Below are 12,821 nucleotides of genomic sequence, written 5' to 3'. Positions count from 1 at the left end.
CCGCCGATTTCCCCGGACCGGCGGCCGGCCCGCCGCGGGCCCCGGTGTTTTGCCCCCTGCCGGCCGGGGTCGCCCCGGCGCCGGGCGCCGCCCACCCGTCCGTCGGCGCACCGTCCCGGGCCGCCCGTCGCAGGTCCGGCCCCCGGCGGCCGGCCCCCGGCGGCGCCGATCCGGTGCGTCGGGGAACTCGTGCGTACTCGACGGACGGCGGCCCGCCCCGCCCGTCCGCCCGGCACTCCCGGCGCCCCGGGCCGGGCCCGCCGGTGCCGCGGCCGGTGGGGGAAACCCCGGCCGCCGGGGCCGGGAAATCGGGTGGCCGGGGATTTCCGGAATTGCGCTCGATCCATTCCTCTCACCCTGGGTCACCTTAAGTGAGCCTAAAGTCATGCACAGGGCACTTCCCCGCCGGTGGTTGACGTGGTCGGGCCAAGGAAGGCAACGGATTGACAACGAGCAGGGTGCGAAACCGCACCCGCATTGACGCCCCAAATTGGTCTAGGCCAAGATCCGGAAATCTGGTCTGTACCACCGCGCAGACCTCCCCGCCCCCATCCGGAGGATTGCGTGAAGCGTCAGGTACTGGCCACGCTCAGCACCGCCGCCCTGCTGGCCACCGCCGCGGGCTGCTCGTCCGGCAGCCCGTCGTCTTCGGCGTCGAACGCCGACACGAAAAACATGACCGGCACCGTGACCGTGTGGCTGATGAACGACGCCCAGAAGAGCTGGCCCGAGCTGGTCCAGCAGGTCAACGACGAGTTCGCCCAGAAGTACCCGAAGGTCCAGATCAAGCTCAGCTACCACGACTGGCAGACCAAGGTCTCCGAACTGGACGCCGCGATCGCCGCCGGCCAGGCCCCGGACGTGGTCGAGCTGGGCAACACCGAGACGCTGAAGTACATCGTCAACGGCTCGCTGCTGGCCGTGGACCGCGCCGGCTTCGACAACGCGGACAACTGGATCAAGGGCCTCTCCGACACCTGCACCTACAAGGACACGCTCTACTGCGTGCCCTACTACGCGGGCGCCCGGGTCGGCGTCTACAACTCGAAGATGTTCCTGGACGCCACCGGCTCCGCCGACCTGCCGCAGAACGAGGACGACCTGACCGCCGCCCTCGACAAGGTGCAGAGCAAGTTCAAGGGCACGACCGGCTACTCCTCGCTGTACCTGCCCGGCCCCTACTGGTACGCCGCGATGTCCTACGTCATGGCGTACGGCGGCTCGATCGCCAAGTTCGACCAGACCGGCAACTGGCACGGCACCCTGCACGACGCCAAGTCCCAGCAGGGCCTGCAGCACTTCGTCGACCTGGTGAAGAAGTACAACAAGAGCGGCGACTACAAGGTCAACGAGGCCGAGCAGGCCAACGTGCTCGGCCACGAGAAGGCCGGCCTGATCTACGCCAACGGCTGGGAGCTGAGCACCGCGATCGCGCCGATCACCGGCACCCCGGCGCTCAAGGACTCGCTGCGGCTCGCCGCGATGCCCGGCCCGGGCGGGAAGCCGCTGCCGTCCTTCATCGGCGGCTCCGACCTAGCGGTCACCGCCAAGTCGCAGAGCGCGAAGATCGCCACCGACTGGGTGCGGATGTTCACCAGCACCAAGTCCGAGCAGGTGCTGGCCGACAAGGACACCCTGCCGAACAACCTGGTCCAGCTGGCCCCGCTGAAGAACAAGCCGGCCACCGCCGCGGCCGCCAACGCCGTCCAGGACGCCTGGTTCACCCCGCTCGCCCCCGGCTGGGGCGCGGTCGAGAAGCAGAACATCCTGGTCAACATGCTGAACGCGGTCTTCGCGGGCAAGAGCGTCGACGAGGCCACCAAGGAGGCCGACGCGCAGATCGACCAGCTGATCAACAACCCGGGCTGACCGGCGCGCGACCGGGACGCCGGCCCGCCGGCCGGCGTCCCGGTCCTTGAGACCGGGCCCCGACGCACCGTCACGGAGTGTGCTGCGGGGCCCGGTCGCACGTAGGATCGGCACAGAACAGTTCCATGCAGCGAGGGTGCGGACTCGCCGCCGTTCAGAGGTCCCCGTCGGGCGTCCCGCCCCACGGGGTAGAACCATCTCTCCACGGAGGCACACCCCGATGTCCGACCCGCAGACTGTTTCCGTACCCGGCAGGATCATGTCGGCGGAGATGGCCGAGCAGCCGGCCGTCCTGCAGCGCATCCTCGACGAGGGTGCGCCCGCGATCCGTGAGATCGCCGCGCAGATCGCCGCCCGCAACCCGCGCTTCGTCCTGCTCACCGCCCGCGGCACCTCCGACAACGCCGCGCTGTACGCCAAGTACCTGATCGAGGTGCTGCTCGGCAAGCCGGCCGGCCTCACCTCGATGTCCACCACCACCGCGTACGGCGCCAAGCCGGACCTCGCCGACTGCCTGGTCATCACCGTCAGCCAGTCCGGCGGCTCGCCCGACCTGGTGGCCTCCACCAAGGCGGCCCGCGAGGCCGGCGCGATCACCCTGGCGGTCACCAACAACGCCGCCTCGCCGCTCGCCGAGGTCTCCGAGTTCCACATCGACGTGCTGGCCGGGCCGGAGAAGGCGCTGCCCGCCACCAAGACCTACACCGCCGAGCTGCTGGCGCTGTACCTGTTCGTCGAGGGCCTGCGGGGCGGCGACGGCTCCGCCGCGAAGGTGCTGCCCGAGCTGGCGGCGGGCATCCTGGCCCGGCAGGGCGAGGTCAAGGACCTGGCCGAGCGCTACCGCTTCGCCCAGCGCCTGGTCATCACCTCGCGCGGCTACGGCTACCCGACCGCCCGCGAGGCGGCGCTGAAGCTGATGGAGACCACCTACATCCCGGCCTCCCCGTTCTCCGGCGCCGACCTGCTGCACGGCCCGCTGGCCATGGTCGACAACGTCTCGCCGGTCATCGCGATCGTCCCGGACGGCAAGGGCGGCGAGGCCCTGCAGCCCGTCCTGGACCGCCTGCGCGGCCGCGGCGCCGACCTGGTCGTGATCGGCCAGCAGGCGCAGGTGGAGGCCGCCAGCGCGGGCTTCGCGCTGCCGGCCGGCGTGCCCGAGGAGGTCCAGCCGATCCTGGAGATCCTGCCGCTGCAGCTGCTGGCCTACGAGGTCACCATCGCCCGCGGCCAGGACCCGGACGCCCCGCGCGCCCTCGCCAAGGTCACCGAGACGCACTGACGGCGCAACGCCGACGGCCGCCCCGCGAGATCCTCGCGGGGCGGCCGTCGTGCTGTTGCGGGGCGTCCGGCCCGGGGCCGGAAAACACTACGGGCCACGGCGCCGACACAGGACCCTCAACCCGTGCGGCACCGTAGCCCGGAGCTGTATGCCGGAGGCGGGGACCGTCCGAGAGTTGTGCGGGACCCTCGAACGACGCCTCCGACCGAGGAGGGGCCTCGCGCGGTCAGGGCAGTTGCGCGGAGGGCCTCTCCTTGGTGCATGTTCATTGTGGACTAGACCAATTGTGGTTGTCCAGAGGCGGCCCGCAATTGGTCTGGACAACGTGGGCCGAGGCGGACGGCGATACCCTCACCGTGTGCCCTCGCTGAACGAACTCGTCCGCCGCCACACCACCCTCACCGGTGCCGACGTGGAGTGGCTGCACCTCCTGGTCTCGGAGTGGCAGCTGCTCTCCGACCTGTCCTTCGCCGACCTGGTGCTGTGGATCCCCACCTGGGACGGCATCCGCTACGTCTCGGTGGCCCAGATGCGGCCCAACACCGGCCCCACCTCGTACCAGGACGACATGGTCGGCCACCTGGTGCCGCGCGGCCGCCGCCCGCTGCTGGACGCCGCCTACGACGAGGGGCGGATCGTCCGCGAGGGCGACCCGGAGTGGCGGGAGGAGGTGCCGGTGCGGGTGGAGTCCATCCCGGTGCGACGGGACGGCAAGGTGCTCGGCGTGATCGCCCGCAACACCAACCTGCTGACCGTCCGCACCCCCAGCCGGCTGGAGCTCACCTACCTGCAGAGCGCCTCCGACCTGGCCCAGATGATCGCGGCCGGCAGCTTCCCCTTCCCGGGCGCCGAACAGGCCGACATGGACGCCGCGCCCCGGGTCGGCGACGGCCTGATCCGGCTCGACGTGGAGGGCGTGGTGACGTACGCCAGCCCCAACGCGCTCTCCGCCTACCACCGGCTCGGGCTGACCACCGACCTGGTGGGCAGTCACCTCGGCCAGAGCACCGCCGAACTGGTGCCGCCTAGCCGCGGCGCGGTGCACGAGGCGCTGGTGAAGATGGCCAGCGGCTGGGCGCCCCGGCAGACCGAGATCGAGGCCCAGGGCGGCGTGGTGACCCTGCGGACCATCCCGCTCAAGCCCAAGGGCACCCCCACCGGCTCCCTGGTGCTCTGCCGGGACGTCACCGAACTGCGGCGCCGCGACCGCGAGTTGATGACCAAGGACGCCACCATCCGGGAGATCCACCACCGGGTGAAGAACAACCTGCAGACCGTCGCCGCGCTGCTGCGGCTGCAGTCCCGCCGGATGGACTCGCCGGCCGGCCGGGCCGCCCTGGACGAGGCCGTCCGCCGGGTCGGCTCGATCGCCATCGTGCACGAGACGCTCTCCCAGGCCCTGGACGAGTCGGTGGCGTTCGACGAGATCGCCGACCGGGTGCTGGCCATGGTGATGGAACTCTCCCAGGACGGCCGGGTGGTGGCCCGCCGCAGCGGCTCCTTCGGCATCCTGTCCGCCGAGGTCGCCACCCCGCTGGCGATGATCCTCACCGAACTCACCCAGAACGCCCTGGAGCACGCCTTCGGGCCCAGCGCCTCCGGCAGCATGGAGGTCAGCGCGCTGCGCGGCCGCGCCCCGGCCGGCGGCAAGGGCTGGTCGGACACCTGGAACAACGGCGTGAAGGCCGAGGAGTACCTGCTGATCACCGTGCAGGACGACGGCCGCGGCATGCCCGAGGGCTTCGACCCGCAGCAGGCCGGAAACCTCGGCCTGCAGATCGTCCGCACCCTGGCCACCGGCGAACTCGGCGGCAGCTTCGACATGGTGGCCGCGCCCGAGGGCGGCACCAAGGTGGTGCTGGAGATCCCCGTCCGCTGACGGGGCCGCCCCGGCAGGGCCGCGGAGACAGAAACGAGGCCCTGCCGACCGGGGGGGTGGGTCGGCAGGGCCTCTCGACCCGGTCCGGCCGTCGGGGGGAGTCGGCCGGAACGGGGGCTTCTGGTGTGGCGCGACGCCCGCCTCCGTGCATTGCACACGGTGAGCGCCACAGGCCAACGATATTGCTCTGCGTGAACAGTATCAAGTGCCCGGACGGCTCGCGTCGTCGGCCCCGCGGATCGAGCGGGGCCCGTTCGGGAAGGCTCGGCCGGCCAGTCGCGGCCGAACCCTTGATCGTGGGTTGATCCGTACTACTGCTGACGGTGCGTCAGCGGGTGTGTCAGGCGGTGCGGGCGCGGTTGCGGGCAGCGCGGCGCTTCATCGCGCGACGCTCGTCCTCGCTCATGCCGCCCCAGACGCCGGCGTCCTGGCCGGTCTCCAGCGCCCACTGCAGGCACTGCTCCATCACGGGACAACGGCGGCACACGGCCTTGGCTTCCTCGATCTGCAGCAGAGCAGGGCCGGTGTTCCCGATCGGGAAGAACAGCTCCGGGTCCTCTTCGCGGCAGACAGCGCGGTGGCGCCAGTCCATGGTCGTCCAACTCCTCCGGTCGACGGGCTGCGGCCCGCGACTCACTCGAATGGCTTGTGAATGTGAACGCTTTCACGAATCCCGCAACAGCAAAAGGGACCTAAGGCCCATCGGGCCCGGGCGGTCTGTGCTGAGGGGGGTTCGGCGATTCGAGGGGCTCTCCCGCGGTGTCCCGCTGCGGTGTGTCCCGATCGCCATGTAGAGGTTCGCAAACCTCGAAGCCGGATACAACCCCCTTCGGCAAGAAATTTTTGATTCTTCGGTGTCGCCTACCTCACAGGCGGTACTTCTATGGGGTGAAGGGGTTCGAACGTTCGAGTGCAAGGCAAGCCCCCCCTTCTGGTCACACAATCACACGCAGTGCCCGCCGTACGCCTGTGAAACTGACGCGACTCCTGTCTCCAAGGTGGTCCCCGTCGACCTGAAACGGGGCCGGTTCCTCTGAAACCAAGGTGAAGTGCCGAACGTCGTGATAGGAGACGAGGTGCTTGCCGGACGGGCCGGGCGGGCGTTCGCCCCCCTCCGCGGCGGGCAGCGGACGGAGGATCTGACGGACCGTTCGAGCGGTCCGGAACGCGGTCATTCGAGTGATGCCGAAGATGTCCAGATCGGTTTCGAAGGACGCCGACGGCGAGGGGAAGACCGGACGGGAACCCAGGAACGTCCACGGTGAAGTGTTCGACACTATGGCCATCACCATGCCCGGCACCGGGTCCTCGCCATTGATCTCCAGGGAGATCGGCCCCGAACGGCGGTGTTCACGCTCGGTGATGTAGTGCCGGAGCGCCTCCACCAGGTAGAGCGCGTGGGTGGATTTGCGCCCCGCCCGGCGCTGGTGCTCCACCCGGCCCACCACGCCCGCGTCGAAACCCAGGCCCGCGGTGAAGGTGAACCAGCGGTCCGGCAGCCCGTCGGTCAGCGCCTTGCCCAGGCCGATCGCCCGCTCCCGACGGCCCGCCAGCGCGTCCAGCAGCGCGCCGGTCGCCTCCACCGGGTCGTTCGGCAGGCCCAGCGCGCGGGCGAACACGTTGGTCGAACCGCCCGGCACCACCGCCAGCCGCGGCACCCGCTCGCCCGGCCCGTGCGTCAGCAGGCCGTTCACCACCTCGTTGACCGTGCCGTCGCCCCCCAGCGCCACCACCAGGTCCACCGAGCCGTCCTCGGCCGCCTGCCGGGCCAGGTCCCGGGCGTGGCCGCGGTACTGGGTCTGCGCGACGTCCAGTTTCAGGTCGCTGCGCAGGGCGTGGATCAGCACGTCCCGGGTCCGGCCACTGGTGGTGGTCGCCTTCGGGTTCACGACCAGGAGAGCGCGCATGGTGATCAGCCTACGACCCGCCCGACATAAGCCCACCGCTACCCTGGCCCGGTGACCGCTGAATCCGCCCCCGCCCCCGCCCCCGCCGCCCGGCCCGTTCCGCTGCTCGTCGGTGCGGCGACCACCGCGCTGGAGGGCGCGGCCATGGCCGGCTGGGGCGTCTACAACCTGCTGTCCGGCTTCACCGGCGCGGACGCCGACTTCGGCCGCGCCGAGCTGGGCGGCGCCGTCCTGCTGCTGATGGGCCTGCTGCCGCTGCTGGCCGCCCGCGCGCTGCTGCGCGGGCAGCGCTGGGGCCGCAGCCCCGCAGTGCTCACCAACTCCATCTGCCTGCCCGTCGCCTACTACATGTGGCAGCCCGGCGGCGCGGCGATGACCGCGGCCGGCGTCGCCGTCGCGGTGATCGGCCTGGCCGGCATCGTCACGCTGCTCAACCCGAAGGTCACCACCGTGCTCTACGGCGCCCCCGACGAGCAGTAGCCGCCCGCCGGCACGCCGCAGGGCCCGTCCCCGGGCGGGGGCGGGCCCTGCGGCGTCGTGCGGTGCCCTACGGCGTCGTGCGCGGGGGCTACTCCTCGACCAGCAGCTTCTCGCGCAGCTGCGCCAGGGTGCGGGCCAGCAGCCGGGAGACGTGCATCTGGGAGATGCCCACCTCGGCCGCGATCTGCGACTGGGTCATGTTCCGGAAGAACCGCAGCACCAGGATCTTCTGCTCCCGGGGCGGGAGTTGGGCCAGCAGCGGCTTCAGCGACTCCCGGTACTCGACGCCCTCCAGCGCCTCGTCGGTGGCGCCCAGGGTGTCCGCCACGGCCGGCGACTCGTCGTCGCTGTCCGGCACGTCCAGCGAGAGCGTGGAGTACGCGTTGGCGGACTCCAGGCCCTCCAGCACGTCCTCCTCCGAGATGCCCAGGTGCTCGGCCAGCTCGTGCACCGTCGGCGACCGGCCGTGCCGCTGGGAGAGTTCGCTGGTCGCCGTGGTCAGCGACAGCCGCAGCTCCTGCAGCCGGCGCGGCACCCGCACCGCCCAGCCCTTGTCCCGGAAGTGCCGCTTGATCTCGCCGACGATGGTCGGCGTCGCGTACGTGGAGAACTCCACCCCGCGCTCGTGGTCGAACCGGTCCACCGACTTGATCAGGCCGATGGTGGCGACCTGGGTCAGGTCGTCCAGCGGCTCGCCGCGGTTGCGGAAGCGGCGGGCCAGGTGCTCCACCAGCGGGATGTGCATCCGGACCAGCTGGTTGCGGATCTCCACCCGCTCCGGCGACCCCTCCGGCAGCTGGGACAGCCGCACGAACAGCGCCCGGGCCGCCTCGCGGTCCGGGGCGCCGCTGCGGTGCCCCTGCGCCGGGACGGTCGAGCGCACGGCCTCGGCGGCGGCCGCCGGGCCGCCGCCCTCCGCGGGCTCGGCCGCGGGCGCCGTCTCGGGCCGCTCGGGCTTCGGGTCGGTCGGCTGGCTCATCCGGTGGGAGTCCTTCGGGAAGGCTTCGTCAGGGGCGGCGGTGCGGGCGGCGCTCGCCTGGGGCGGTACGACGGCAACTGTGCGGTCCAGATCACTCACGGCGATCACCCGTTCCGTTCCGAGAACACGTCACTGGCTACGGCTGGCCCGGCGACCCGCCGCGCTTCTTGTTCAGGCTGATCGAGACCGTGTTGTCCGACCCGACCGCGGAGTCCACCTCGCCGGCCAGCGCGGAGAGCACCGTCCAGGCGAAGGTGTCCCGCTCCGGGGCCCGGCCGTCGGTGGTCGGGGCGGAGACGGTCACCCGCAGCGCGTCGTCCACCAGCCGGAACTCGCAGCTCAGGATCGAGCCGGGAACGGCCTGTTGGAGCAGGATCGCGCAGGCCTCGTCCACCGCGATGCGGAGGTCCTCGATCTCGTCCAGGGTGAAGTCGAGTCGTGCCGCGAGACCGGCCGTCGCCGTTCGCAGCACCGAGAGATAGGCGCCCGCCGCGGGCAGCCGGACCTCAACGAAGTCCTTCACTCCGGGCTCGCCGTCGATCTGGGACACCCTCACCTCCTGGGTGACGCACGGTGCTTGCGGCCGGGGGAAGCTGCCAACACCACTGGCTCGGTTCAACTGCCTTGTGCCCCGAGACGTTACCGCGCCCGGGGGTGGTCTGTCGTGATCTCGCCGCACCGTCACGGGAACGAGGGATCACCGTTCGAAGGGGGACGCGCTCAGCGCGGCCGGGAGCCGAGCTCGGCGAGCGCGCCGTCGGTCAGCCGGAAGACCGTCCACTCGTCCATCGGCACCGCGCCGAGCGACTTGTAGAAGCCGATCGAGGGCTCGTTCCAGTCCAGCACCGACCACTCCAGGCGCTGGTAGCCGCGCTCCACGCAGATCCGGGCCAGCTCGGTCAGCAGCGCCCTGCCGTGGCCGCCGCCGCGCTTCTCCGGGCGGACGTACAGGTCTTCCAGGTAGATGCCGTGGGTGCCGCGCCAGGTCGAGAAGTTGCGGAACCAGAGCGCGAAGCCGACCGGCTCGCCCGAGCCCTCCTCCTCGGCGATCAGGCCGAACACCGCCGGGTGCTCACCGAACAGCGCGTCGTGCAGCTGCTCCCGGGTGGCCTTCGCCTCGGGCAGTGCCCGCTCGTACTCGGCGAGTTCGCGGATCATGGTGTGGACGAAGGGGACGTCGGCGGGAGTCGCGGTGCGGATCATACGGTCGAGCGTACTCATCTCACCCCTTCATCCGGAATGGGCTTTATGCCCGGGGCAGCACCGCCGGAAACGGTCTCCGGGCGGTGCTGCCGGTGGGGGTGGGGGAGGGGCGGGCGCTCAGGCGGACTGCCGGGCGCGCAGCGCGTTCAGCAGGGCGGCGCCGCGCTCGGCGTCGTCGACGCTGACCGCGAAGTCGTGGCCGGTGGCGCCGATCCGGACCACCAGGCACGGGCCGGAGCGCAGCATCACGGTGGTGCCCAGGCCGTTCAGCCGGTAGCCCCAGCCGCCGGCCCGGGCCGCGCTCCGCTGCTCGACCCGGGCCGGGCCCAGCTCGTCCGGCGTCCAGCGGCGGGTCGGCAGGCCGAGCGGGCCCAGCGCCACTTCGAGGCCGGCCGCGGAGACCCGCACCCGCACCGAGGAGCAGGCCCCCACGGCCAGGCCGGCCAGCGCGAGCACCGCGCCCAGCGTCCAGCCCGGCTGCGGCGCGACCAGGCCGGTCGCGGCGCCCGGCAGCACCACCGCGGCGAGCAGGCCGCAGAGCACCGCCAGCGCCCGCATCCAGGGGTTGACCGCCCGGGAGAACCACACCAGGCGCTCGCCGTCGGGCAGTTCCAGCACCGGGCCGGCCGGCGCCTCGGGCACCGCCCGGCGGGCCAGGCCGCGGCGGCCCAGCAGCCCCGCGGCCAGGCCGGTCAGCAGGGCGGCCGCCAGAGTGCCGAGGAACCAGCCGAGCGGGAGCCGGGCCCCGTGCCAGTCGGCGCGGTCGAGGTTGGCCCGCACCGCGGCGGCCTGCAGGCCGAGGAACAGCACGCCGCCCGCCAGCAGGCCGGCCGTGGTCCAGGCCCGCAGCAGCGGGTCGGTGCGGCGCAGCGCCAGCAGGCCCGTGGCGCCCAGCACCGCCCAGATCAGCGCCGGGACCAGGCAGGCCGCCCAGAACGGCATCGAGCCGTTCGCGGTGCTGCCGCTCCAGTGGGTGGCCACCGGGTCCGGCAGCCGGTCGCCGGCGCCCAGCGGGAGGACGGCGGTCAGCACCGCGCTGCCCGCCACCCAGGCGGTCGGCCACCACGGGCCGCTCCGCCGCTCGCGCTCCTGCTCGTTCACGGTATCCCCCTGATGATCTCGATGAGTTCGGCCCTGCTGTACCCGCTCCGGGCGGCCTCCGCGACCAGCGCGCGGGCCTGCTCCAGCAGCCCGGAGCGCTGCTCGGCGCCGCCGGCGACCGTCACGCCCCGGCCCCGCCGGAACTCCAGCAGGCCGTCGTCGCGCAGGTCGCGCAGGCCGCGCAGCACGGTGTTGACGTTGACGTCGAGCGCCTGCGCGAGGTCGCGCGCGGAGGGCAGCCGGTCGCCCGGGCGGCACTCGCCCTCGGCGACGGCGCGGCGGACGGCGGCGGCGACCTGCTCGTGCAGCGGCCGGGTGTCCTTGGTGTCCAGTCTCAGCAACATGGTGCTAATGAAACTAGCACCATTGTGTTCTCGGGTGAAGGGCGGGGGAGCGGGCCCGGGGGCGGGTCGAGAACGGGTCGAGAACGGGTCGGGCGCGGGCCGGGGAGGGGGCGGACGGGGCCGGAAACGCCGAACACCCGGCTGCCGGGCCCCGGGAGGGGCGGTGGCAGCCGGGTGTCCGGCGAGGGCTGACGCGGGGTCAGGCCTTCTTGGTCTCCCAGAAGATCGCGTCGATCTCGGCGATCAGGTCCAGCAGGGCCTGGCCGGTGGCCGGGTCGGTCGACGCCTTGGCGGCCGAGGCGGCCTTGCCGGCCCGGTTGAACAGGTCGTGCAGGCCCGGGTAGGCCTCGAAGTGCGGGGCCTTGAAGTAGTCGGTGTGCAGCACCGAGAGGTGGTGCTTGACCAGCTCGGCGCGCTCCTCCTTGATGACGATGGCGCGAGCCCGGAACTCGGCGTCCTCGTTGGCCTGGTACTTCTCCTGAGTGGCCTTCACCGACTCGGCCTCGATGCGGGCCTGGGCCGGGTCGTACACGCCGCAGGGCAGGTCGCAGTGGGCGTGGGCGGTGACTCGCGGAGCAAACAGACGAGAGAACATGGGGGTCCTTCCTTAGATCGTCTTCCCGCGCCCGACATTACCCTCACGGCAGGCCGAAATCGCGGCCGCCCCGGGGGCCTAGGGCAAAAGAAGGAGTCCGAATCGTGCGATATGGGGCACCGCTCGGCGTCGTCGACATCGCCGGCCCGTCGATGCGCCGACTGCTCTCCGACGGCGACCGGGTGCTGGTGCGCTACGGCGCGCCGCTGCGGCCCGGGGCGATCGCGCTGTTCCGGCACCCGCTGCAGCAGGACCTGCTGGTGGTCAAGCGGGCGGCGGAGCGGCGGCCGGGCGGCTGGTGGATGCTCTCGGACAACCCGCTGGTGCGCACCGACAGCCGCGAGTACGGGCCGGTGCCGGACGGATTGGTGCTCGGCCGAGTGCTGCTGCGGCTGGCCCCGCGGCCGGCCTGGCTGGCGCCGGGGCGGCGGCTGGAACGGGCGCTGCGCGGGCGTCCGCCGCGCGGGCGGGTGCCGTGGCTGGCGGAGCGGCTGGGCGTCAGCACCGCGTTCGAGGACCGGTTGTGACGGGGGCTCAGCCGGGCACGGACAGCGCGCGCTGGGCCTCCTGGCGCTTGCGGGCCCGGTAGGCGGCCACGTTGGCGCGGGTGGCGCAGCGGTCGGAGCAGTAGCGGCGGGAGCGGTTGGTGGAGGTGTCCAGGTAGGCGTTGCGGCAGGGGGCGGCCTGGCAGATGCCGAGCCGGTCGACGCCGAGGCCGGTGAGGTGGATGGCCAGGCCCATGCAGGAGACGGCGGCGTAGTTGGCGGCCGCGGTGGGCGCGTTGTCGGCCAGGTGCAGGTGCCAGTTGGGGCGGCCGGTGTCGTCCAGGTCGTCGTGGCCGGAGACCAGCGGGCTGACCGGGTACTCCACCATCAGGCTGTTGAGCAGGTCGACGGCCCGGACGTCCTCGCCCGCGGCGGCGGCCTCGAACACCCCGCGGAGCCTGGTCCGGACGGCGCGCAGCCGGGGCAGGTCGGTCTCGTCGGCCAGCGCGGAGGCCCGGGACGGCTCGCCGAACAGGTCCCGGACGGCGTCCACCGTGGTGAGGGTGTCGGTGCCGCGGTCGGGTTCCTCGCTGTTGACCAGCCGGACGGCGAAGTCGGCGTACGAGGCGAGCTCCACGGGAGGTCCTTCCGGGGCAGGTGTAATGGGTCGAGCCACTCCAGGGTATTACGTCCGGGTGGG

At 72.4% G+C, this 12,821-nt stretch carries 14 protein-coding genes; 5 read left to right on the top strand and 9 right to left on the bottom strand.

Annotated features, from left to right (window positions below; translation table 11 throughout):
- Positions 1-564 precede the first annotated feature (564 nt).
- The 3 genes from EDD39_RS01495 to EDD39_RS01485 all read left to right on the top strand — a co-directional run bounded on the left by EDD39_RS01495 (position 565) and on the right by EDD39_RS01485 (position 5,027).
- Positions 565-1,869, top strand: a complete 1,305-nt coding sequence (locus tag EDD39_RS01495) for an extracellular solute-binding protein (RefSeq protein ID WP_123553006.1) — start codon at positions 565-567, stop codon at positions 1,867-1,869.
- Between the two features lie 220 nt (positions 1,870-2,089).
- Positions 2,090-3,148, top strand: coding sequence for an SIS domain-containing protein (locus tag EDD39_RS01490; RefSeq protein WP_030457799.1), 1,059 nt, complete (start codon positions 2,090-2,092; stop codon positions 3,146-3,148).
- A 358-nt stretch (positions 3,149-3,506) separates the two neighbouring features.
- Positions 3,507-5,027: a sensor histidine kinase gene (locus EDD39_RS01485; RefSeq protein WP_123553004.1), complete on the top strand. Its 1,521-nt coding sequence runs from the start codon at positions 3,507-3,509 to the stop codon at positions 5,025-5,027.
- A gap of 340 nt (positions 5,028-5,367) precedes the next feature.
- Here the strand turns inward: EDD39_RS01485 and EDD39_RS01480 are convergent, their stop codons facing one another.
- Positions 5,368-5,619, bottom strand: a complete 252-nt coding sequence (locus tag EDD39_RS01480) for a WhiB family transcriptional regulator (RefSeq protein WP_014138019.1) — start codon at positions 5,617-5,619, stop codon at positions 5,368-5,370.
- 343 nt (positions 5,620-5,962) lie between these two features.
- Positions 5,963-6,934: a diacylglycerol/lipid kinase family protein gene (locus EDD39_RS01475; protein ID WP_123553002.1), complete on the bottom strand. Its 972-nt coding sequence runs from the start codon at positions 6,932-6,934 to the stop codon at positions 5,963-5,965.
- Positions 6,935-6,985: 51 nt separating this feature from the next.
- Here EDD39_RS01475 and EDD39_RS01470 point away from each other — a divergent pair, with 51 nt between their 5' ends.
- Positions 6,986-7,414, top strand: coding sequence for a hypothetical protein (locus EDD39_RS01470; protein ID WP_123553000.1), 429 nt, complete (start codon positions 6,986-6,988; stop codon positions 7,412-7,414).
- 88 nt (positions 7,415-7,502) lie between these two features.
- On the opposite strand, the gene EDD39_RS01465 is transcribed toward EDD39_RS01470, so the two are convergent.
- The 6 genes from EDD39_RS01465 to sodN all read right to left on the bottom strand — a co-directional run bounded on the left by EDD39_RS01465 (position 7,503) and on the right by sodN (position 11,636).
- Positions 7,503-8,393: an RNA polymerase sigma factor SigF gene (locus EDD39_RS01465; RefSeq protein ID WP_425269628.1), complete on the bottom strand. Its 891-nt coding sequence runs from the start codon at positions 8,391-8,393 to the stop codon at positions 7,503-7,505.
- A gap of 136 nt (positions 8,394-8,529) precedes the next feature.
- Positions 8,530-8,943: an ATP-binding protein gene (locus EDD39_RS01460; RefSeq protein ID WP_030457794.1), complete on the bottom strand. Its 414-nt coding sequence runs from the start codon at positions 8,941-8,943 to the stop codon at positions 8,530-8,532.
- A gap of 170 nt (positions 8,944-9,113) precedes the next feature.
- Positions 9,114-9,596 (bottom strand): GNAT family N-acetyltransferase, encoded by a 483-nt coding sequence (locus EDD39_RS01455; RefSeq protein ID WP_123552998.1) that lies wholly within the window; start codon positions 9,594-9,596, stop codon positions 9,114-9,116.
- A 117-nt stretch (positions 9,597-9,713) separates the two neighbouring features.
- Positions 9,714-10,697: a DUF1648 domain-containing protein gene (locus tag EDD39_RS01450; RefSeq protein ID WP_244256559.1), complete on the bottom strand. Its 984-nt coding sequence runs from the start codon at positions 10,695-10,697 to the stop codon at positions 9,714-9,716.
- Positions 10,694-11,041 carry a GntR family transcriptional regulator gene (locus EDD39_RS01445; protein WP_123552996.1) on the bottom strand — a complete coding sequence of 116 codons (348 nt, stop codon included), beginning with the start codon at positions 11,039-11,041 and terminating at the stop codon, positions 10,694-10,696. The genes EDD39_RS01450 and EDD39_RS01445 overlap by 4 nt, the downstream gene beginning before the upstream one ends.
- Before the next feature lie 199 nt (positions 11,042-11,240).
- Complete coding sequence (gene sodN / locus EDD39_RS01440) at positions 11,241-11,636, bottom strand: superoxide dismutase, Ni (RefSeq protein ID WP_030457790.1); 396 nt, start codon at positions 11,634-11,636, stop codon at positions 11,241-11,243.
- 104 nt (positions 11,637-11,740) lie between these two features.
- On the opposite strand from sodN, the gene sodX reads away from it, so the two are divergent.
- A complete protein-coding gene (gene sodX / locus EDD39_RS01435; RefSeq protein ID WP_244256558.1) occupies positions 11,741-12,163 on the top strand; it encodes a nickel-type superoxide dismutase maturation protease in 423 nt (140 codons plus the stop codon).
- A gap of 7 nt (positions 12,164-12,170) precedes the next feature.
- Here the strand turns inward: sodX and EDD39_RS01430 are convergent, their stop codons facing one another.
- Positions 12,171-12,758, bottom strand: a complete 588-nt coding sequence (locus tag EDD39_RS01430; RefSeq protein WP_030909334.1) for a CGNR zinc finger domain-containing protein — start codon at positions 12,756-12,758, stop codon at positions 12,171-12,173.
- Positions 12,759-12,821 lie beyond the last annotated feature (63 nt).

The organism is Kitasatospora cineracea (assembly GCF_003751605.1).
In the GTDB taxonomy this organism is placed as follows: Bacteria; Actinomycetota; Actinomycetes; order Streptomycetales; family Streptomycetaceae; genus Kitasatospora; species Kitasatospora cineracea.
Note: the sequence above shows the minus strand (reverse complement) of the source record. Positions and strands in the feature narration are given on the sequence as shown.